Source organism: Amycolatopsis sp. lyj-112 (assembly GCF_046549055.1).
Taxonomy (GTDB): Bacteria; Actinomycetota; Actinomycetes; order Mycobacteriales; family Pseudonocardiaceae; genus Amycolatopsis.
The window spans coordinates 97,313-116,555 of the sequence record NZ_JAJPWS010000013.1; the positions used below are offsets into that span (position 1 = coordinate 97,313).

19 protein-coding genes are annotated in these 19,243 nt (G+C 67.6%); 10 read left to right on the top strand and 9 right to left on the bottom strand.

Annotation, left to right across the window (positions count from 1 at the left end; genetic code table 11):
- Positions 1-205: 205 nt before the first annotated feature.
- The 3 genes from ACLJRL_RS32770 to ACLJRL_RS32780 are packed head-to-tail and all read right to left on the bottom strand — an operon-like array spanning position 206 to position 3,665.
- Positions 206-1,048 (bottom strand): transglutaminase family protein, encoded by an 843-nt coding sequence (locus ACLJRL_RS32770; RefSeq protein WP_410660210.1) that lies wholly within the window; start codon positions 1,046-1,048, stop codon positions 206-208.
- On the bottom strand, positions 1,045-1,992 hold the full coding sequence (locus ACLJRL_RS32775; protein ID WP_410660211.1) for an alpha-E domain-containing protein: 948 nt from the start codon (positions 1,990-1,992) through the stop codon (positions 1,045-1,047). Before ACLJRL_RS32775 ends, ACLJRL_RS32770 begins: the two co-directional genes overlap by 4 nt.
- An 11-nt stretch (positions 1,993-2,003) precedes the next feature.
- The gene (locus ACLJRL_RS32780; RefSeq protein WP_410660212.1) at positions 2,004-3,665 is read right to left on the bottom strand and encodes a circularly permuted type 2 ATP-grasp protein; all 1,662 of its coding nucleotides are present in this window, start codon (positions 3,663-3,665) and stop codon (positions 2,004-2,006) included.
- Positions 3,666-3,875: 210 nt separating this feature from the next.
- Here ACLJRL_RS32780 and ACLJRL_RS32785 point away from each other — a divergent pair, with 210 nt between their 5' ends.
- The 6 genes from ACLJRL_RS32785 to ACLJRL_RS32810 all read left to right on the top strand — a co-directional run bounded on the left by ACLJRL_RS32785 (position 3,876) and on the right by ACLJRL_RS32810 (position 9,841).
- Positions 3,876-4,163 carry a hypothetical protein gene (locus ACLJRL_RS32785; RefSeq protein ID WP_410660213.1) on the top strand — a complete coding sequence of 96 codons (288 nt, stop codon included), beginning with the start codon at positions 3,876-3,878 and terminating at the stop codon, positions 4,161-4,163.
- A 216-nt stretch (positions 4,164-4,379) separates the two neighbouring features.
- Positions 4,380-5,195 carry a transporter substrate-binding domain-containing protein gene (locus tag ACLJRL_RS32790; RefSeq protein WP_410660214.1) on the top strand — a complete coding sequence of 272 codons (816 nt, stop codon included), beginning with the start codon at positions 4,380-4,382 and terminating at the stop codon, positions 5,193-5,195.
- 70 nt (positions 5,196-5,265) lie between these two features.
- Entirely contained in the window at positions 5,266-6,069 is an 804-nt protein-coding gene (locus ACLJRL_RS32795; RefSeq protein ID WP_410660215.1) for an amino acid ABC transporter permease, read from the top strand.
- On the top strand, positions 6,066-6,833 hold the full coding sequence (locus ACLJRL_RS32800; protein WP_410660216.1) for an amino acid ABC transporter ATP-binding protein: 768 nt from the start codon (positions 6,066-6,068) through the stop codon (positions 6,831-6,833). The genes ACLJRL_RS32795 and ACLJRL_RS32800 overlap by 4 nt, the downstream gene beginning before the upstream one ends.
- A 162-nt stretch (positions 6,834-6,995) precedes the next feature.
- Positions 6,996-9,341, top strand: a complete 2,346-nt coding sequence (locus tag ACLJRL_RS32805) for an oxidoreductase (protein ID WP_410660217.1) — start codon at positions 6,996-6,998, stop codon at positions 9,339-9,341.
- Positions 9,342-9,376: 35 nt separating this feature from the next.
- Positions 9,377-9,841 (top strand): SRPBCC family protein, encoded by a 465-nt coding sequence (locus ACLJRL_RS32810; RefSeq protein WP_410660218.1) that lies wholly within the window; start codon positions 9,377-9,379, stop codon positions 9,839-9,841.
- A gap of 63 nt (positions 9,842-9,904) precedes the next feature.
- Here ACLJRL_RS32810 and ACLJRL_RS32815 read toward each other — a convergent pair whose 3' ends face one another.
- Positions 9,905-10,474 carry a hypothetical protein gene (locus ACLJRL_RS32815; protein WP_410660219.1) on the bottom strand — a complete coding sequence of 190 codons (570 nt, stop codon included), beginning with the start codon at positions 10,472-10,474 and terminating at the stop codon, positions 9,905-9,907.
- A 179-nt stretch (positions 10,475-10,653) separates the two neighbouring features.
- On the opposite strand from ACLJRL_RS32815, the gene ACLJRL_RS32820 reads away from it, so the two are divergent.
- From ACLJRL_RS32820 to ACLJRL_RS32830, 3 genes are read left to right on the top strand one after another with little or no spacing between them, the layout of a single operon-like run.
- The gene (locus ACLJRL_RS32820; RefSeq protein WP_410660320.1) at positions 10,654-12,462 is read left to right on the top strand and encodes an NHL domain-containing thioredoxin family protein; all 1,809 of its coding nucleotides are present in this window, start codon (positions 10,654-10,656) and stop codon (positions 12,460-12,462) included.
- A gap of 40 nt (positions 12,463-12,502) precedes the next feature.
- Positions 12,503-12,796, top strand: coding sequence for a GroES family chaperonin (locus ACLJRL_RS32825; RefSeq protein WP_410660321.1), 294 nt, complete (start codon positions 12,503-12,505; stop codon positions 12,794-12,796).
- Between the two features lie 27 nt (positions 12,797-12,823).
- Positions 12,824-14,671 (top strand): VanW family protein, encoded by a 1,848-nt coding sequence (locus ACLJRL_RS32830; protein ID WP_410660220.1) that lies wholly within the window; start codon positions 12,824-12,826, stop codon positions 14,669-14,671.
- Positions 14,672-14,675: 4 nt separating this feature from the next.
- On the opposite strand, the gene ACLJRL_RS32835 is transcribed toward ACLJRL_RS32830, so the two are convergent.
- The gene (locus ACLJRL_RS32835; RefSeq protein WP_410660221.1) at positions 14,676-15,152 is read right to left on the bottom strand and encodes a MarR family winged helix-turn-helix transcriptional regulator; all 477 of its coding nucleotides are present in this window, start codon (positions 15,150-15,152) and stop codon (positions 14,676-14,678) included.
- 70 nt (positions 15,153-15,222) lie between these two features.
- Between ACLJRL_RS32835 and ACLJRL_RS32840 the strand changes: the two genes are divergently transcribed.
- Positions 15,223-15,687 carry an ester cyclase gene (locus ACLJRL_RS32840; RefSeq protein WP_410660222.1) on the top strand — a complete coding sequence of 155 codons (465 nt, stop codon included), beginning with the start codon at positions 15,223-15,225 and terminating at the stop codon, positions 15,685-15,687.
- Between the two features lie 3 nt (positions 15,688-15,690).
- Here ACLJRL_RS32840 and ACLJRL_RS32845 read toward each other — a convergent pair whose 3' ends face one another.
- From ACLJRL_RS32845 to ACLJRL_RS32860, 4 genes are all read right to left on the bottom strand, one after another.
- The gene (locus ACLJRL_RS32845) at positions 15,691-16,470 is read right to left on the bottom strand and encodes a leucine-rich repeat domain-containing protein (protein WP_410660223.1); all 780 of its coding nucleotides are present in this window, start codon (positions 16,468-16,470) and stop codon (positions 15,691-15,693) included.
- A gap of 25 nt (positions 16,471-16,495) precedes the next feature.
- Complete coding sequence (locus ACLJRL_RS32850) at positions 16,496-16,789, bottom strand: GlsB/YeaQ/YmgE family stress response membrane protein (RefSeq protein WP_410660224.1); 294 nt, start codon at positions 16,787-16,789, stop codon at positions 16,496-16,498.
- Positions 16,790-16,864: 75 nt separating this feature from the next.
- Positions 16,865-17,140: a GlsB/YeaQ/YmgE family stress response membrane protein gene (locus ACLJRL_RS32855; RefSeq protein WP_410660225.1), complete on the bottom strand. Its 276-nt coding sequence runs from the start codon at positions 17,138-17,140 to the stop codon at positions 16,865-16,867.
- Between the two features lie 125 nt (positions 17,141-17,265).
- Positions 17,266-19,110 carry an acyl-CoA dehydrogenase gene (locus ACLJRL_RS32860; protein WP_410660226.1) on the bottom strand — a complete coding sequence of 615 codons (1,845 nt, stop codon included), beginning with the start codon at positions 19,108-19,110 and terminating at the stop codon, positions 17,266-17,268.
- Between the last annotated feature and the right edge of the window lie 133 nt (positions 19,111-19,243).

Sequence of the window (19,243 nt, forward strand, 5' to 3'; positions counted from 1 at the left end):
CACTTACGTGAGAGAAGCCGGAACACGTGTGATCAGACAGCGAACTCACGTGATTGCAGGGCGACACGCGTGATCGCTGCCTGATCACGCGTGTTACGCGTCCGATCACGTGAGTTACGTGTCCAAGCTCGCCGAGGCGCACTGGTGGCCGCGGCCACCGCGGCGACCGGGCGTTAGCTGTTGCTACGCCGCCGGGCCTGAAAGCTCACGTCAGCCGGGTCAGCTGCACCGAAACGTCCAAAGTGGACTGTCCGCCGCCGGTGAAGATGCCCTTGAGCGGCGCGACGTCGGCGTAGTCGCGCCCGTAGGCGACCCAGACGTGCCGCGGCCCGACCGGGATCGCGTTCGTCGGGTCGTAGGCCCACCAGCCGCCGGTCCAGACGTCGACCCACGCGTGGCTTTCGCCTTCGACCGTCTCGCCGAGCTTCGCCTCCGGTTTCGTGTGCAGGTACCCGGAGACGTACCGCGCCGGGACGCCGATCGCGCGCAGCATCACCAGGGTCACGTGCGCGAAGTCCTGGCAGACCCCTTCGCGCGCACGCCAGGCGTCGGTCGCCGTGCTGTGCACGCCGGTCGTCCCCGGCTGGTACTTCAGCTGCTTGTTGACCCACTCGCACACCGCGAGCACGGCCTCCGCCGGGTCGAGCCCCTTCCGCAGTTCCCGCGCGACCTTCGTCAGATCCGGATCACGTGGCGTGTACGGAGTCGGGGTCAGGTACTCGGTGCGGTGGTCGACGACGGTCTCACTGCGCAGGTCCCGCCACGCCGCCGACCGGATCGGCTCGCTCTCGTCCGCCGTCTCCACCACCGACGTCGCGAGCACGGTGAACTCCGTGTGCGGAGCGTGGAGGTCGAAGGACGTGACGACGGTGCCCCAGTAGTCGGTGTACCGGTAAGCACGGGTCGCGGGCGTCGTCTCGACACGGGTCGCGACCGTGTTCTGCCGCCGGTCCGAACGCGGGGTCAGCCGCGCTTCGTTGTACGACTGCGTGGCCGGCGTCGCATACCGGTATCCCGTCCGGTGAGCCACCCGAAGCTGCCAGGTCACAGCGAAACCTCCGCACCGCTCCAGGCCACCCACGGTGACGAATGGAAGTACTGCACCGAAACCGCGTCGCCGATCTCCTTGATGGACGTCTGCAGCGCGCCGAGCCGTTTCGGCAGGTCGTCCAGCAGGTCCGAGGAGCGCAGGAACTCCAGTTCGCTGCGGGCGCGCCCGAGTTGCCGCAGGGCCTCGGATTTCTCGTGGGCACGCGAGTTGACCGCGGGATCCAGCCGCTCCAGGCATTCCTCGGCCTGGCGCAGCGCGTGGAACACCGAACGCGGGAAGAGCGTGTCCCGCAGCAGGAACTGCACGACACGGCCCGCGTCGAGCGCGCCGCGATAGGTGCGCAGGTAGGTGTCCTGCGCGCCCGCCGAGCGGAGCACGGTGATCCAGCCCGGCGAGGACGCGCTGTCCTGGACCCGCGAAAGCAGCAGGCGCACCACCATGTCCGCGCGTTCGATGGACCGGCCGAGCACCATGAACAGCCAGCCGTCATCGCGGCTCATCGTGGAATCCGCGAGCCCGGCGAACATCGCGGCGCGCTCCTCCACAAAGGACAGGAACGCGTGCGGACCGGCCCGGCGCGCGTACCGCTGCCTGTCCGGCACCGCGTTCCACGTCGCGTTCAGGCATTCCCACAGCTCGGTCGAGACGACCTCGCGCGCGCCGCGGGTGTTCTCGCGGGCGGAGTTGATCGAGCCGACGATCGACGCCGGATTGTCCTTGGCGTAGGCGACCAGTTCGGTCAGCTTCCACACGTCGAGCGAGTCCATGCCCTCCGGCGAGATGCCGAGGACGGCGAGCAGCTGGCGGCTCGCGTGGTCCGAGTCGACACTGGCGTCTTCGAGCAGCTGATGCACGGAGACGTTGAGGATCCGGGAGGTGTCATCGGCGCGTTCGACATACCGGCCGATCCAGTACAGCGATTCCGCGTTACGGGCGAGCACATCAACCTCCCTTATGCCTGTTGTTGCTGCTGTTGCTGGGTGGTGGTCAGCTCGGGTCCCTGGTCGGCGACCAGACCGTCCACTTGGGACAGAGTGCCGAGCGCGGGCCGCTCCAGTTCGCGCTCCGCCGTGGAGGAACGCGTCGCCAGCACCCAGGTGTCCTTGGAGCCGCCGCCCTGTGACGAGTTGACCACCAGGCTGCCCTCCGGGAGCGCGACCCTGGTCAGCCCGCCCGGCAGGACGAAGATCTCCTTGCCGTCGTTGACCGCGAACGGCCGCAGGTCGACGTGCCGCGGCGCCAGTCGATTGTCCACTTGGGACGGAACGGTGGACAGCTGGACCACGGGCTGGGCGATCCAGCCGCGCTTGTGCGCGCGGACCTTGCGTTTGAGCGTCGCCAGTTCGGCCTGCGACGCGTCCGGGCCGAAGACGATGCCGTAACCGCCCGAGCCTTCGACCGGCTTGACGACCAGCTCGTCCATATGCGCCATGACGTAGTCGAACTCGTCCGGCAGCCAGCACCGGAAGGTGTCCACATTGGGCAGGAGCGGCTTCTCGTTGAGGTAGTACTTCACCATCTCGGGCACGTAGGTGTACACGAGCTTGTCGTCGCCGACGCCGTTGCCGATCGCGTTCGCGACCACCACGTTGCCCGCGCGGGCCGCGTTGAGGATCCCGGCGACACCGAGCACGGAGTCCGGCCGGTAGTGCACCGGATCGAGGAACTCGTCGTCGATCCGCCGGTAGATGACGTCGACCTGGCGTTCACCCTCGGTCGTCCGCAGGTAGACGACGTTGTCCCGGCAGAACATGTCGCGGCCTTCGACCAGCTCGACGCCCATCAGCCGGGCCAGCAGCGAATGCTCGAAGTAGGCGGAGTTGTGCACACCGGGGGTGAGCACGACGACCATCGGGTCCGCGACGTTCGCCGCGGACGCGGCCCGCAGCGCGCGCAGCAGGTGGGAGGCGTAGTCGCCGACCGGGCGGACCCGGTGCTGGGCGAACAGGTCCGGGAACACGCGCGCCATCGTGCGGCGATTCTCCATCACGTACGACACACCGGACGGGTTGCGGAGGTTGTCCTCCAGTACCCGGAACGTGCCCTCCTCGTCGCGCACCAGGTCCACACCGGACACATGGATGCGCACGCCGTTGGGCGGGGTGATCCCGAACGCCTCGCGCTGGAAGTGCTCGCACGAGGTGATCAGCCGTCGCGGGAGAACACCCTCGCGCAGGATCTGCCGGTCCCCGTAGATGTCGGCGAGGAAGGCCTCCAGCGCACGGACCCGTTGCGCCACACCGCGTTCGAGTTTGCTCCATTCGGCCGAAGGGATCACCCTCGGCACCAGGTCGAGCGGGAACGGGCGCTCCTGGCCGGACAGCGAGAACGTGATGCCCTGGTCCACCATCGCCCGGTCGATCGCGGCCGAACGGGACGACAGATCGGTCGAGGTCAGCGCGGAGATCGACTCGTACAGCGCCCGGTACGGCTGGCGGACCGTGCCGTCGGCGGTGAACATCTCGTCGTACGCGTCGGCGTGCGGCCGGACCGGCGAGAGGTAACCGTCGAACTGCGCACCGGGTTTCGCCGCCCGCCTCGCCGACGTCGCCGCCCGGGGACGGCGGCCTGCCGGGGGAAGGCGCGGCGCCGAGTTGTTGTTCATGCTCGCCATCGTGGCTCATGGACCCCGTCCAGCGCGAGACATCGGGGTTGGCTTGTTGGAATGATCAACCTGATGCTAGCCTCGCCGGGCGTATTCAAACCTGACTGGGGAAGGTTGGATTCTCTTTGGCGTTTCGCCATGTCTAGAACTCGATAACTCACGCAATTACCTGCTGGATAAGCAGACTCTGAATTTTCCATGCAATTTTCAAGGGGAATTGTGAAGAATCTCGTAAAGGCGTTCATCGTGGCCGGTGCCGCAGTGGCGGCGTTGGCTGTTCCGGGTGTCGCGATGGCTGCTCAGGACGGTGCCGCGGCGCAGTCGACCAGTGTCGGCGTAGCGGATGTCAGGAGTCGTTGGTGCGGCGAGAACTACGATTACTGTGTCCGTGAGCGGAGCGACTTCGCCCGATATTACAAGGTTGGTCCGCTCCAGTACTTCCCTCGTGACCCCGATTGTGCGGGTATCTGCTACAGCGGCTACGTGTTCGATTATTGGAACAAGTAGTAAGGCGGCGGTGGGGCGCTTCGGCGCCCCACCGTGTTTCCCGTGCTGGGCCAGTTGAACCCCTGTCGGGACTCACCAGGACCGAGGTCGGCTCGATCCCCTCGTTGGGACGATCTTCGGTAGAAACGTCGCTGTAACGTCCCAGTGCTGGGCTTGCCGCCGGATGAGTGGCAATATGCGTGCTCTCGACACATGGGAACTACAAGGAGTGACGACGTGGCCCGATTGAAAGCGCTCGCCCTGATCCCGGCGCTCGCCCTAGCTGCGGGTGCGCTGTCCGCTTGCGGTGAGGAAGGCGGAACCGCGGCGGGCGGCGTCCAGCTCGTCGCCTCCGGCAAGGTCACCACCTGCACGCACCTGCCGTACCAGCCGTTCCAGGTCAAGCAGGGCGACAAGATCGTCGGCTTCGACGTCGACCTGGTCGACCTGGTGGGCAAGAAGCTCGCCGTCGAGCAGAGCATCATCGACATCGCCTTCGAGAACATCGAGTCCGGCGAAGCGATGAACAGCGGCCAGTGCGACCTCGCCGCCGCCGGCATGACGATCACCGACAAGCGCAAGGAGAAGTTCGACTTCTCCGACCCGTACTTCGAGGCCACCCAGGCGCTGCTGGTCAAGACCGGCTCGCCGATCAAGGACCTGTCGAACGTCGCCGGCAAGAAGATCGGTGTCCAGTCGGCCACCACCGGTGCCGACTACGCCAAAGAGAAGGCCGCCGGCGCCGAGATCGTCACCTATGACGACCTCCCGCTGCTCGAGCAGGCCGTCAAGAACGGCACGGTCGACGCCGGAGTCAACGACAACGGCGTGCTCTACGACTTCGTGAAGGCGAACCCCGACACCACGGTCGTCACCGAGTTCAAGACGAACGAGTTCTACGGTATCGGCGTGAAGAAGGGCAACACCGCCCTGCTCGGCCAGGTCAACGAGGTGCTCAAGGCGTCCGTGGCGGACGGCTCGTACGCGCAGATCTACCAGAAGTGGTTCGGCAAGGCGCCGACCTGGCAGCCGGGCAGCCCGACCGCCGGTTGATAATCCGTCCCCTGTGGCCGGTGCCCAGTGCACCGGCCACAGGTTTGTCGCCACCTGTTTGAGGAGAGAAATGGCTTTGAGCCGCCGCCAGCGACGTTCGGCGTTCCGAACCGGGCAATACGTCCTGCTGCTGGTGATCATCATCGTGCTCGCGTTGCTGGCCGACTGGAGCAGGATCGGAAAAGCGTTCTTCGATCTCGACGTCGCCGCCAAGCAGTTCCCGGACGTCATCACGGTCGCGCTGAAGAACACCATCATCTTCACCGCACTGGGTTTCGCGCTCGGTCTGGGGCTGGGCCTTCTGCTCGCCCTGATGAGGCTTTCCTCGGTCGCCCCGTACCGCTGGTTCGCGCGCGGGTACATCGAGTTCTTCCGCGGCCTGCCCGCGCTGCTGATCTTCCTCGCGGTCGGCATCGGCGTGCCGACGGCGTTCGACACGACGCTGCCGCGCAACGTCGCGATCATGCTGGCGCTGGGCATCGTGTCCTCGGCCTACATGGCCGAGACCATCCGCGCGGGGATCCAGGCGGTGCCGCGCGGACAGGTCGAGGCCGCTCGCTCGCTCGGTATGTCGCCCGCCCGGACGATGATCACCGTCGTGATCCCCCAGGCGTTCCGGATCATCCTGCCGCCGCTGGCCAACGAGCTGATCATGCTGACGAAGGACTCGTCGCTGGCGTTCCTGCTCGGCACCACGCCGGCGCAGCAGGAGCTCGCCCAGTTCAGCCGTCAGGCGCTGCTGGAAGCCAAGGGCCTGACACCGATCGTCGTCGCGGGTCTCTGCTACCTGGTCATCACCATCCCGCTGTCGATCCTGCAGCAGCGGCTTGAGAAGAAATACGGAGCCGGCGTGTCCGGCGGAGGAACGGTATGAGCACCCAGACGGAGACCGGGCCGATCGTCGAGGTTTCGGGGCTGCACAAGGCGTTCGGCGAACTCGAGGTACTCAGGGGCATCGACCTGCACGTCGAGCGCGGCCAGGTCGTCTGCATCATCGGCCCGTCGGGTTCCGGCAAGTCGACGCTGCTGCGCTGCGTCAACCTCCTCGAGGAACCGCAGCAGGGCAAGATCGTGGTCAACGGCAGCGAGATCACCGATCCGGACGTCGACATCGACGCCGCCCGCACGAAGATCGGCATGGTCTTCCAGTCGTTCAACCTCTTCTCGCACCTGAGCGTGCTCGAAAACCTCACCGTGGCGCAGCGGAAGGTGCTGAAGCGCGGCAAGGAAGAGTCGGAGACCATCGCGCGGGAAAACCTCGCGAAGGTCGGCCTGGCGGAGAAGGAGACTTCCCTGCCAGGGCAGCTGTCCGGTGGACAGCAGCAGCGGGTCGCGATCGCCAGGGCGTTGTCGATGGACCCCGACGTGATGCTGTTCGACGAGCCGACGTCGGCGCTCGACCCCGAGCTCGTCGGGGACGTTCTCGCGGTCATGCGGCAGCTCGCGCACGAGGGCATGACGATGCTCGTCGTCACGCACGAAATGCAGTTCGCCCGCGAGGTGGCCGACACCGTGCTGTTCATGGACGGCGGCGTCGTCGTCGAACAGGGCGCGCCGGACCAGGTCATCGGCGACCCGCAGGAGGAGCGGACCAGGGAATTCCTGTCCCGGGTCCTGAACCCGAACCACCAGGACTAGTCGCCGCTGAGCCGCCTGGACAGCGTTGATCTGGAACCCCGGCGGTCGTTCTGCCGTCGTACTCCCATGGCAGGTTCCGGTCTGATGCCCTGGGAGCCTTGCGAATCCGGTGTGTGATCGGCTTCGCTGGGGGCGGGGAACGACGGGGGAGGGGAACGAGCGATGCCGGGCTTTCGGCGCAACAACGGTCCGCGCGATCCGGGGGAGGGTGAGGCGAACGGCGATTCGGCCCTGCCGCCGCTCGACCCGTTCGATCCGAACCCGGACAAGCGGTACGAGGTCCCGGCGTCCGAGTTGATGAAGCCGGGCACGGGTGGGCTGCTCCGGTGGCGCCGTCAGGCGACCAACGCGCCGATCGTGCAGGTCGAGGACGCCTACATCACCGGGACGCTCGACCTGCGTGCCGCCGACATCAAGTATCTGTTCCGCTTCGAGCGGTGCCGGTTCGAGCATCCGCCGGACGTCCGTGAGGCGCATCTGCTCGGGCTGGTGTTCCGCAAGTGCTGGCTGCCCGGGCTCAAGGCGCGAAATCTCCGTACCCGCAACGACGTCCGCCTGATCCGCAGTGTCGTGCACGTCGACGGCGACCACGAGATCGAGGAGACCACCGTTCAGCGCGGTGACGACCGTGAACGCGGGATGCCGAACGCGGCGGTCAACCTCACCGACGCGGTCATCGAGGGCTCGGTCGTGCTGACCCGCACGGTGATCTCCCACCCGCGGGGCAAGGCGATCCAGGCCGACCGGGTCAACATCGTCGGCGCGTTGCTGGCGTATCGCCTGGTGGCCAACGGAGAAGTCCGCATTCCGGGTATGCGGGCCGGCGGTAACGTCAACTTCTCCGGCGCGACACTGAACAACCGGGACGGTTTCGCGCTCAACGGCAACGGTATCCACATCGGCGGCAGCCTGCTTTGCGAGGTCGACAACTACGGGCCTGCGGCGCAGCGGAAACGCTTCTCCGCCAACGGGATCATGTTCCTGCCGAGCGCCACTGTGGACAGTGACATCATTCTGCGCGAGGCCAAGCTCACGGTGAACCAGGCCGGGCCGATCGTCGTCGACGCGTGGAAGTCGAACGATCCGTACATCGACCCGCGGCCGGCGCTGGTCGCGGATCGGTTGAGTGTCAACGGAAACCTCGAACTCAGTGACGGCTTGCAGGCGACCGGGACGTTGCGGATGGTCAACGCGCGGATCGGTGGTTCACTGCGGCTGGCCGGCGCCGAGGTGAAGGTCGTCCGCGGGCAGAGCACGCCGTACTACGACCGCGCGATCCACCTCGACGGGACCACGATCGGCGGCGACATCGAGGCGACTAGCCTGCGTGTTCCGTCGGGACAGCTGCGCATGGCAGACATCACCGTCGGCGGCAACGTGCTGGCATGGAACTCGATGTTCCTGCACCCTCACCGCGACGTCTTTTCCGCACGGCGCGCGAAGATCGCGGGCAACTTCCAGCTCACCGACGCGACCGTCCAGGGAACGCTGCGGTTGCAGGGTGCCGAGGTCGGCGGCAGCGTGAACCTGTTCGGCACCAGCCTGACCGAGCCGGGCGCGCGTACGAACACCAGCTATTCCTTGGACGTCCGTACCGCGCGGATCGGCCGGGACCTCGTCCTCACCGAGGACAAGGAGCGCCCGTTCGTCGCGCAGGGCGGCGTCAACCTCGACGGCGCGCAGGTCGCGAGGCGCGTCGATTTCCGTGGCGCGCGGCTCGGTTCTCTGCCCCAGCACGGGATCGCGCTCGACGGCAGCGACGTCTCGGCCGACGAATTCCTGCTCACCCCGGCCACCCCGCCGGACGGCCGGATCGTGTTGCGGCGCGCGCATTGCGGGACGCTGGGCGACAACGAGCAGTTCTGGGCGTCGACGGCGGGGATCGAGCTGGAGGATTTCCGCTACGACGCGCTGCAGGAGGACATCGCCCTCGACGACGACCGGGCGATCGACCATCGGATCTTGTTGCTGCGCAAGGCGATGGACGGCTACCGACCGGGACCCTACGACCAGCTGGCGGCAACGCTGCGCGCGTCAGGTAATGAAGAACATGCCTCCACGGTGCTGCTGAAGAAGCAGCGATTCCGGTACGAGGCGCTCGCGAAGGGCTTCAAGTTCTTCGGTCCCGGCGTGCACGTGTGGAGCTGGTTGCAGCGGTCGATGGTCGGCTACGGCTTCCGTCCGGTGCGCGCGCTCGGCTGGCTGCTGACGCTGCTCGTGCTGGGGAGCCTGTACTTCGGGCTCGGCGTCGACGACTGCATCACCAATCCCAAACTCACCGTGAGCGGGCCGCGGTGCCTGGTCAACCAGGACGACACCGGTCTGCAGTGGAACCCGGTGCTGTACACGATCGACCTGCTGGTCCCGATCGTCGACTTCGGGAACAAGTCGCGGTGGTACATGCACGGTATGGACAACTGGGTCGCGGCCGGGTTCACCGCGTCGGGCTGGGTGCTCGCGACGACGGTCGCGGCCGGGATAAGCCGCATGCTCCGCCGCGACAACTGAGGGTATTTCACATACCCTCAGTACGGAGGTATGTGATGACGGAACCCAGCGCCACCGGCAAGATCGCGATCGTGGCCCCGCCCGAGAAGGTGTACGCCCTAGTCAGTGACCCGGGCGCACTCGCGGGCATGGCCGAGGAGTACGAGGGACATCGCTGGGTCGGCGATGCGGACGGCGCCGTCGTCGGCGCCAAGTTCCGCGGCCGCAACCGCCGTGGGCTCCGTCGCTGGAGCACCCTTTCGACGATCACCGACGCCGACGAGGGCAAGCGATTCGCGTTCGAGGTGACCACCGTCGCCGGCCTCCCCGTCGCACGCTGGCAGTACGACATCGAGGCGTCGGACGGCGGCTGCGTGGCGGTCGAAAGCACCTGGGACCGGCGGCCGGGCTGGCTCCGCGGGCCGACGTCGCTGTTCACCGGTGTCTGGCAGCGGGACGACGCCAACCGGGCGAACATCGCCGCGACCCTCTCCCGGCTCAAGGTCACCGCCGAGTCCTGACGCGCCATCGCGTTTCGTCCTCTAGTTGCGGTACTTGCACGCGCATGTACCGCAACTAGAGGACTAATCAACGAACCCGGACCAGAAGTCGACGTGCCGCGGCCCGCCCGGCGGAGGCGTGCCCAGCGGCTGGTCGCAGAAGTCGTGCTGCAGGTATCCGCGCAGGTCATAGCCGTAATAAACGATGTCGGTCTGGTACACCGAGAGCACCGGATATCCCGTGCTCCCGGCGATCCCGGGCAGGTAGCGATGCCCGCAGACCGGGACGAGCTGCGGGACGCGCGCGAGGTGCTCACGGGCCCGCTCCAGCGCGTCGGCCAGGTCGATCGGGCGCATTCCCCAGTCCGCTGTCCAGAAGCCGTTGTGCTCGATGTCGTAGAGCACCCCGTCGACCGGCCAGTCCAGGCGTTTTCGCAGCTGTTCGTGGTTGCCGCAGCGCCAATCGGGCCAGCGGTCGCCGATCGGGACCCCGGCGGCGAGGAAGGTCCGGTGGTCGGCGGCGAACCGGAAGCCGAAGCTTGCTTCGACGTCGTCGAGCTCGGCCTCGCTCAACCCGGGACGCACGGGTTCGGCCAAGCTCGCCTGGAGGTCATGTGCCTCCTTGAGGGTGAAGGCGGGCTCAACTGTGGACATGTGTTCGAGCCTAAGTCGCGCGACGCGGAGACGCCTTCTCTTTTAACGCCGCTCCCTCATCACCCACATGAGGCTCCTCCCCTGGGGTGAGCTCGCCCTCTCAACGCCTGGAGCACGGAACAGAGCGGCTCTTGGTGTAGTTCACTCATGTCGTGACTTCTCCACGAACGCAGTCCCGCGTGCGGGCTCCCGAGCTCGCCGGTGACGTGTGGCTCAACACCGGCGGTGAGCGGCTCACGCTCGCCGGGCTGCGCGGCCGTATCGTGCTGCTCGACTTCTGGACGAGCGGCTGCGTCAACTGCCTGCACGTGCTGGACGAGCTGCGCCCGCTGGAGGCCGAGTTCGCCGACGTCCTGGTGACCATCGGCGTCCATTCGCCGAAGTTCCTGCACGAGGGTGAGGCCGCCGCGATCGAGGCGGCGGTGCGGCGCTACGAGGTGCACCATCCGGTGCTCAACGATCCGCAGATGACCACCTGGTCGCAGTACGCGGTCAAGGCCTGGCCGACGCTGGTCGTCGTGGACCCCGAGGGCTACGTCGTGCACGTCGCCGCCGGTGAGGGGCACGGCGAGGCGCTGCGCCGGGTGATCGCCGACCTCGTCTCGACGCACGAGATCAAGGGCACGCTGCGCCGCGGCGGCAGCCCGTACGTCCCGGTCGAGGAGCAGCACACCGAGCTGCGCTTCCCGAGCAAGGCCGTCACCACCGCGGAAGGCCGCATCCTGGTCGCGGACACCGGCAATCACTCGATCGTCGAATTCGCCTCCGACGGCGAGACGATCATCCGCCGGTTCGGCAGCGGCGCCCGCGGCGCGCAGGACGGGCCGTTCGACCTGGCGAGTTTCACCGAGCCGTCCGGGCTGACGCTGCTGCCGTACGAGGTCGCGGAGCGCGCCGGCTATCACGCCCTCGTCGCCGACACCGCCGGTCACCGGCTGCGCGGTATCGACCTGATCACCGGCGAGGTCTCCACGGTCGCCGGCACCGGCCGCCAGTGGCGTGACGGCGTCGACACCGGCAAAGCGCTCGACATCGACCTCACCAGCCCTTGGGACGTCGCCTGGTGGGGACCCGCGGGCGGGGTCGTGGTCGCCATGGCGGGCAACCACACGCTGAGCGTGTTCGAGCCGGTCTCGGGCACCATCCGCCGCTTCGCCGGGACGACCGTCGAGGGTCTGAAGGACGGCGACGTCCACGAAGCGTTCTTCGCGCAGACGTCCGGTCTCACGCCCGACGGCCAGAAGCTGTGGCTCGCGGACGCGGAGACGTCGGCGCTGCGCTGGATCGAGCCCGAGGGCGAGTCGTTCACCGTGCACACCGCGGTCGGCGTCGACCTGTTCTCCTTCGGCCACTCCGACGGCCCGGCGGACGAGGCGCTCCTGCAGCACCCGCTCGGCCTCGCCGTGCTGCCCGGCGACACCATCGCGATCGCCGACACCTACAACGGCGCGATCCGCCGCTACGACCCGCTCACCCGGCGGGTGACCACGCTCGCGACCGGTCTCGCCGAGCCGTCCGGCCTGCTGGTGCACGACGGCGAGCTGCTGGTCGTCGAGTCGGCGGGGAGCCGGATCGGTCCGGTGCCCCTCGGCGAGCAGGCCGTCGCCGGGGACGCGCACACGGTCCGCCGCCCGCCGACCCTGCTCGCGCCGGGGGAACTGGAGTTCTCCGTCGTCTTCACCCCGCCGCCCGGCGAGAAGCTCGACGACCGCTACGGCCCGTCGACGCGGCTGGAGATCACCGCGTCGCCGCCGGAACTGCTCGCCGACGGCGCCGGCGTGGGCACCGACCTGTTCCGGAAGCTCCGCTTCGCCGAGGGCGTCACGGAAGGCGTGCTGCAGGTCGTGGCGCAGGCCGCGAGCTGTGATGACGGTGGCGAGCACCCGGTCTGCCGCATCACCCGGCAGGACTGGGGCGTCCCGGTGCGCTTCCAAAACGGTGGAGAAAGCGCGCTGAGCCTGGTCATGGCGGGCGACCCGGGTAAGTAGAGTCATCTTCGTGTCAGACGGGCCGAAACTCGAAATTCAGATGCTGCAGGACAGGGTGCTCGTGAAGCTGTCCCCCGAGGACGGCGAGCGGCGCAGCTCCGGCGGCATCGTCATCCCCGCCACCGCGCAGGTCGCGCGGCGGCTCGCCTGGGGTGATGTACTGGGCGTGGGCAACAGTGTGCGGAACGTCAAGACCGGCGACCGCGTGCTGTTCAACCCGGACGACCAGCACGAGGTCGAGATCCAGGGTGAGGGGCACCTGGTGATGCGGGAGCGCGACATCCATGCCGTGGCGACCGAGCGGACCGAGGACGGCACGGGGCTGTACCTGTAACCGTGCCGTGGGAGGGGTGGTGAAGGTTTGGCGCGCGATGATCATGACGAACCGGGCACCGACCTGTTCACCGACGAACTCCTCCCGGCCCCCGAGAACGACCCCGGCCTGGTAGACGAGCTCTTCGAGGGCGATCTCGTGGCGCATCCGCCGCCGGCGCCCAGGTCGAAGTTCCGCACGGGACTCGGCAAGGCCCTCATGGCCGCCGGGGTCCTGATGGGCCTCTTCGTACTCGCGTACGCCGTGGATCTGATCGCCAGCGCCGGGGACGTCCCTCGCGGCGTCACCGTCGCGGGGATCGACGTCGGCGGTCTCACGCACAAGGAAGCCGAGTCGAAGCTCCGCCGTGAACTGGAGCCGAGGCTGATCGAGCCGGTGCGGATCCGTGCGGGTGACGTCCGTACCGTCCTGTATCCGACGTCGTCGGGCCTCGGCCTGGACTGGCCGCAGACGCTCGGCCGGGCCGGTCACCAGCCGCTGAGCCCGTACACGCGAGTGATGTCGTTCTTCTCCGGCCGCGAGGTCGGCGTCGTCACCTGGACCGACGCGCCGCGGCTGGAAAAGTCCGTCGCCGATCTCGCCGCCGCGAAGCTGAACCGCCCCGCCGTCGAGGGCGACATCGGTTTCCGGCCCATCGCGGGCAGCGACGGCGGTGTCCTGCCGGTCGCGGTCGAACCGCGGTCCGGACAGACCCTGAGCGACGTCAAGGCGGCGGTCACCAAGGTCACCGACGGCTGGCTGAGCGACGCCGGCGTCGAACTGAAGGTCGACATCGCGCCGGTGAAGGCGAACTCGCCGGGTGTGCACGCGGCGCTGGACAAGATCGTCGTCCCGGCGGTGGCCAAGCCGATCGTGGTCCGCGGCGAGGGCAAGGACGCGACGCTGAAGCCGGACACGATCGCGGGTTCGTTCCAGTTCGCCGCGCGCGACGACGGCAACCTCGAGGTCCGGATCGACCAGGGCAAACTGCGCGCGGCGGTGCAGCCGCAGCTGCGGGCGACCGAGACCGACGGGGCGGACGCGCAGATCGTCTTCGTCGGCGACCGGCCCGCGGTCCAGCCGTCGAAGGACGCGCGGAAGGTCAACTGGGATCTGACGTTCACGTCGCTGACGTCGGTGCTTTCGAGGAGCGAAGACCGGGAGCTGAAGGCGGTTTACGACGCCAGCAGCCCGAGCGTCAGCACCGAAGCGGCGACAGTGCTCGGCATCAACGAGGTCATCGGCGAGTTCACCACGTCGGGCCTGAACGGGCCCGCGATGACGAACGTCCAGACGCTGGCGGCCCGCGTTTCCGGCGCCATCGTGAAACCGGGCGAGACGTTCAGCCTGGGCGGCCGGTCCGGGGCCAGGACGACGGCCGCGGGTTACGTTCCCGCGCCGGTGAACGAGGACGCCACCGGGCCGGTCGTGGTCGGCGGCGGCGTTTCCCAGCTGGCGACGACGCTCTACAACGCCGCCTACCTCGCGGGCCTGGCCGACGGCGGGCATCTGGAGCACGACCATTACCTCGACCGCTATCCGGTCGCGCGCGACGTGAAGGCGATCGGCGCCGACGGGGCACCGGTCGAGATGCAGATCGTCAACGACGCCCCGACCGGGATCGCGATCCAGGCGATCCCCGCCAACGGTTCGGTGACCGTGCGGATCTGGGGCACGAAACGGTTCTCGGTCCAGAGCGCGGGCGGTGAACGGCACTCGTTCGTCCCGCCGGCGGTCCAGCTCGGCTCGGGCCCCGGCTGCCTGCCGGATCCCGGCGTCGCCGGCTTCAGCACGTCGGACACCCGCGTGCTCGTCGACGTCGTCTCCGGCACGGAAGTCCGCCGGGAGACGCGCAACGCGACCTACTCGCCGCGTCCCACGGTCATCTGCGCCTGACCCCTCAGCGCTTCGAAAGCCGCTCGGCCTGCTCGGTGCCGACCTCCGCCGTCCGCCGCAGGTACTGCTCGATCACCGCGAGTTCTTCGGCGCTGAACCCCGCGAGCACGTCGGCGAAGGCGTCGCCGGGCTCGTCCCAGGCGGCATCGACCTCGGCTTTGCGCCTCGTGGCGAGTGAGACAAGGGCTTTCCGGCGATCCTGCGGGTCCGGTATCCGTTCGATGAAGCCCGCCTTCTCCAGCCGGTCCACGAGGCGGGTGGCCGAACCCGAGGTGAGGCCGATCAGTTTCGCGATCTCGCCGGTGGAGAGCGGTTCGGCTTCGAGTTCGAGCAGGCCGAGGCACTGCAGGTCCGTCGGATGCAGGCCGAGCCGGTGGGCGAGGGCCTGGTTGAACAGGGTGTAGGCGACGTAATGCCGTCGTGCGGCCACGGTGACGGCCGTCAGCAGTTCCGCGTGCTTCTCGTTTGACACGGTCGACATCCATTCCTATTGTATCTGTGTGACACAGATACTGCGTGACGCAGATAACGCTGACAAGAGGAGTTCCCGCGTGGACACTTTGCCCGATGTCGAGCTTCGAGAGCTCTATGCCCGCTGGTCCGAGTTGTGGCGCGGCGATTTCAGCCAGGCCGAAGACATCCTCGACCCCGGCTTCGTCGTGCACCAGGCGCGTCCCGACGGCACCGATTCGGAGGCCACGACGGGCCCCGCGCGGCTGCTCCCGGAGATCGAGCAGACCAGGGCGGCGTTCGGAGACATCACCATCAGCGTGGACCTCGGCCCGATCGTCGACGGCGACCTGGTCTCGGCCAGGTGGACCATGCGCGCCACCTATTCCGGCGGCCTTCCCGGAGCCACCGCGCCCGCCGGCACCGAGATCGCGTTCAGTGGTCACGACATCCTGCGAGCCGCCGACGGGAAATTCGTCGAGTACTGGACCTGCACCGACATCTTGGACGGACTCACCCAGCTCGGCGCGATCGCCGGGCCGAACGGGCCCGCTCGGCCCGCGTAGGGCTCAGCGCAGCACCATGCAGCCGCGGGCTTCGAAGTCCGCCAGCCAGCCGGGTTCCCGGAAGTCCCTGTTCCACCGGAGATCCAGTTTGTCCAATTTGGACAGACCGGCGAGCGAAGCCGGCAGCGAGGTGAGCTGGTTCTCGCGGAGGTCCAGCTGCCGCAGATCGCTCAGTTCGCCGATGGACGACGGCAACGACGTCAGCCGGTTTCCTCGCAAATGCAGCTCGCGCAACGAGGAAAGCGTCCCCAGCGACTCCGGTAGCGCGGTCAAACCGTTGTTGTACAGGCGAAGTTCGCGCAAGGACGAGAATCCGGAGAGGTCGTCCGGCAGCGTCGAGATCCGGTTGTCCGTGCACCCCAGGTACTTCAGCCGCCCCAGTGAACACAGCGACGGAGGGAACTCTGTCAACCGGTTGTCGCTCAAGTACAGGTATTCCGTCAGCCCGGACAGCTCCCCGAGCTCGTCCGGCAGCGAGGAAAGCTCGTTGTGCCCCAGATCCAGCGTGTGCAGGTGCTTCAGCAAGCCGATCGACGGGGAGATCGACGTCAGCCGGTTGTCGGCCAGGTTCAGCACCCGAAGCCCGGACAGCGACCACAGTGCTTCGGGAACGGACGTCAACCCGTTGTCGTACAGGCTCAGATACTCGAGCGGCGCCGAAAGCAGCCGCGACGGCACCTCGGCGAAGGCGTTCCGGTCGAGGTCGGCGTGGACGACGCCGGAGAGCGGGACGTCGGGCAGGGAGGTCAGCCCCTGGCCACTCAAATCGAGCCAAGCGGTCACAGGGGCCGACCCTAGCGGGCGGGCGTCAGGTCGACGCCCGGTGCCCGCCCTTGATCTTCGCGTAGATCGCGGCCGCACCGATGACGCCGATGATGGCCGCGCCGACCTGGAAGGCGTGGCGGATCCAGTCGATACCCGCGGTGTCGCGGACGCCGAACACACCCGCCAGCCAGTTGCCGATGAACGCGGCGACGATCCCGGTCACGATCGTCAGCCACATCGGGATCTTCTGATCGCCGGGAGCGATCATCCGGCCGATGATGCCGAGGATCAGGCCGACCACGATCGTGGTGATGATGCCCCAAAGGCCACCCAACATGGTTCCTCCTTCGCTGGAGAATCGAGTTGGGCCCCACGGTGACACCAAATCCGGCTCGTCGCGCCTCGATACCCCTTACCGGGTGACGCCGCGGCGTCCGTAGAGGTTCGCGGTCAGGGTGACACCGATCGCCGCGACGACGATCTGGGTGATGAGTTCTAGCCAGTCGAACCCGTCCGTGTCCGCGTAGCCGAGGCCGCGGGCGATGGCCGTCCCGAGGAAAGCGGCCAGGATCCCGACGAGGATCGTCAGCCACAGGGGGATGGACTGCTTCCCCGGGGCGAAGAACCTGCCGAGCACACCGAGGATCAAGCCGACCACGATCGCCGTGATGATGCCGGTGACTGTCATGAAGACTCCTTTGCCGAGTGCTCCGCGCGGAGGCGGACTCAGCACGGAAATTCCCCCGGCGAACCCCCTCGAAACCAGAAAGGCCCCCTCCGCGTGCGAAGGGGGCCTTTCTGAGTCCGAACGGTCTAGAACGCGGCCTCGGAGATCTCCATGAGGCTGTTGTCCGCCGCTTCGACGATCGCGCGGCGCGAGGTCAGCTCCGGCAGCACGTTCTTCGCGAAGAACGACGCCACGGCGATCTTGCCCTCGTAGAACGGGGTGTCCTTCGCCGACGCGCCCGCGTCGAGCTTGCCGATGGCGACCTCGGCGTGCTTGATGAGCTGCCAGCCGATGAGCAGGTCGCCGACCGACATCAGCAGGCTGACCGTGTGCTGGCCGACCTTGTTGATGTTCTGCGGGTCTTCCTGCGACGAGGTCAGGTAGCCGATCAGCGAGCCGAGGATGCCCTGAGTGTCCTCGAGCGCCTGCTTGAGCAGCCCGCGCTCGTTCTTGAGGCGCCCGTTGCCGACCTCGGATTCGATGGTCTTCGTGACCTCACCGGCGATGTAGGCCAGCGAAGCACCCTTGTCGCGGACGACCTTGCGGAAGAAGAAGTCCAGCGACTGGATGGCCGTGGTGCCTTCGTACAGCGAGTCGATCTTCGCGTCACGGATGTACTGCTCGATCGGGTAGTCCTGCAGGAAGCCCGACCCGCCGAGGGTCTGCAGCGACTGCACGAGCTGCTCGGTCGCGCGCTCCGAACCGACACCCTTGACGATCGGCAGCAGCAGGTCGTTGACGCCGTGCGCCACCTTCTGTGAAGCCTCGTCGCCCTCGCCGGTCCACAGCTGGTCCTGGAACGTCGCGGTGTAGAGGTAGATCGCGCGGAGGCCCTCGGCGTACGCCTTCTGCAGCATCAGCGAGCGGCGGACGTCCGGGTGGTGCGTGATGGTGACGCGCGGCGCCGCCTTGTTCAGCATGTTCGGCAGGTCGGCGCCCTGGACGCGCTCCTTGGCGTACTCGAGCGCGTTGAGGTAGCCGGTCGACAGCGTCGCGATGGCCTTGGTGCCGACCATCATGCGGGCGTACTCGATGACCTGGAACATCTGCGCGATGCCGTCGTGCACCTCGCCGAGCAGCCAGCCCTGGGCGGGCGTGCCGTGCTGGCCGAAGGTCAGCTCACAGGTGGTCGAGGCCTTGATGCCCATCTTGTGCTCGACACCGGTGACGAAGGCGCCGTTGCGCTCGCCCAGCTCACCGGTCTCGGAGTCGAAGTGGAACTTCGGCACGAGGAAGAGCGAAAGGCCCTTGGTGCCCGGCTTGGTCTCGATGCCGGGGCCCTCGGGACGGGCCAGCACCAGGTGCATGATGTTTTCGCTCATGTCGTGCTCGCCGGACGTGATGAAGCGCTTCACGCCGTCGATGTGCCAGGAGCCGTCTTCCTGCGGGACGGCCTTGGTGCGGCCGGCGCCGACGTCGGAACCGGCGTCGGGCTCGGTGAGCACCATCGTCGCGCCCCAGGCGCGGTCGATCATGAACTGCGCCCAGCGCTTCTGCTCGTCGGTGCCGTTCTTGTCGACGATCGTGGCGAAGTTCGGGCCCGCCATGTACATGAACAGCGGCGCGTTGGCGCCGAGGATCAGCTCGGCCGCGGCCCACTGCACGGTCGGGGGCAGGCCGAAGCCGCCCAGCTCGTTCGGCAGGCCCAGACGCCACCATTCGCCGTCCATCAGCGCCTGGTAGCTCTTCTTGAACGACTCGGGAATCTTCACCGAGAAGGTCTTCGGGTCGTAGACCGGCGGGTTGCGGTCCGCGTCGGCGTAAGAATCGGCGAGGGGACCGGAGGCGAGCTTGTTCAGCTCGGACAGCACGCCTCGCGCGGTCTCCTCGTCGGACTCCGCGAGGACGCCCTTGCCGAGGCGGTCCTGTACGCCGAGTACCTCGAAGAGGTTGAACTCCAGGTCTCGGACGTTGCTCTTGTAGTGGCCCATGTCGTCACTCCAATGTGTTCTCGGCTCCCCGGCCGGGCACACGTCCCCTACTCGCCGGTAACTTCAGGATATTACCTGCGGGTAACCGGCGGCAAGTAAAAGGCCACTGTTGTGACGTGGAAATCAGCAGAAC

What these genes read in the sequence shown, in the direction of transcription:
- ACLJRL_RS32825 (WP_410660321.1), top strand. Translation starts at nt 12,503, where the DNA reads ATGCTGCAGGACAGGGTGCTCGTGAAGCTGTCCCCCGAGGACGGCGAG.
- ACLJRL_RS32815 (WP_410660219.1), bottom strand. Translation starts at nt 10,474, where the DNA reads ATGTCCACAGTTGAGCCCGCCTTCACCCTCAAGGAGGCACATGACCTC.
- ACLJRL_RS32860 (WP_410660226.1), bottom strand. Translation starts at nt 19,110, where the DNA reads ATGGGCCACTACAAGAGCAACGTCCGAGACCTGGAGTTCAACCTCTTC.
- ACLJRL_RS32800 (WP_410660216.1), top strand. Translation starts at nt 6,066, where the DNA reads ATGAGCACCCAGACGGAGACCGGGCCGATCGTCGAGGTTTCGGGGCTG.
- ACLJRL_RS32810 (WP_410660218.1), top strand. Translation starts at nt 9,377, where the DNA reads ATGACGGAACCCAGCGCCACCGGCAAGATCGCGATCGTGGCCCCGCCC.
- ACLJRL_RS32795 (WP_410660215.1), top strand. Translation starts at nt 5,266, where the DNA reads ATGGCTTTGAGCCGCCGCCAGCGACGTTCGGCGTTCCGAACCGGGCAA.
- ACLJRL_RS32835 (WP_410660221.1), bottom strand. Translation starts at nt 15,152, where the DNA reads ATGTCGACCGTGTCAAACGAGAAGCACGCGGAACTGCTGACGGCCGTC.
- ACLJRL_RS32805 (WP_410660217.1), top strand. Translation starts at nt 6,996, where the DNA reads ATGCCGGGCTTTCGGCGCAACAACGGTCCGCGCGATCCGGGGGAGGGT.
- ACLJRL_RS32780 (WP_410660212.1), bottom strand. Translation starts at nt 3,665, where the DNA reads ATGGCGAGCATGAACAACAACTCGGCGCCGCGCCTTCCCCCGGCAGGC.
- ACLJRL_RS32855 (WP_410660225.1), bottom strand. Translation starts at nt 17,140, where the DNA reads ATGACAGTCACCGGCATCATCACGGCGATCGTGGTCGGCTTGATCCTC.
- ACLJRL_RS32850 (WP_410660224.1), bottom strand. Translation starts at nt 16,789, where the DNA reads ATGTTGGGTGGCCTTTGGGGCATCATCACCACGATCGTGGTCGGCCTG.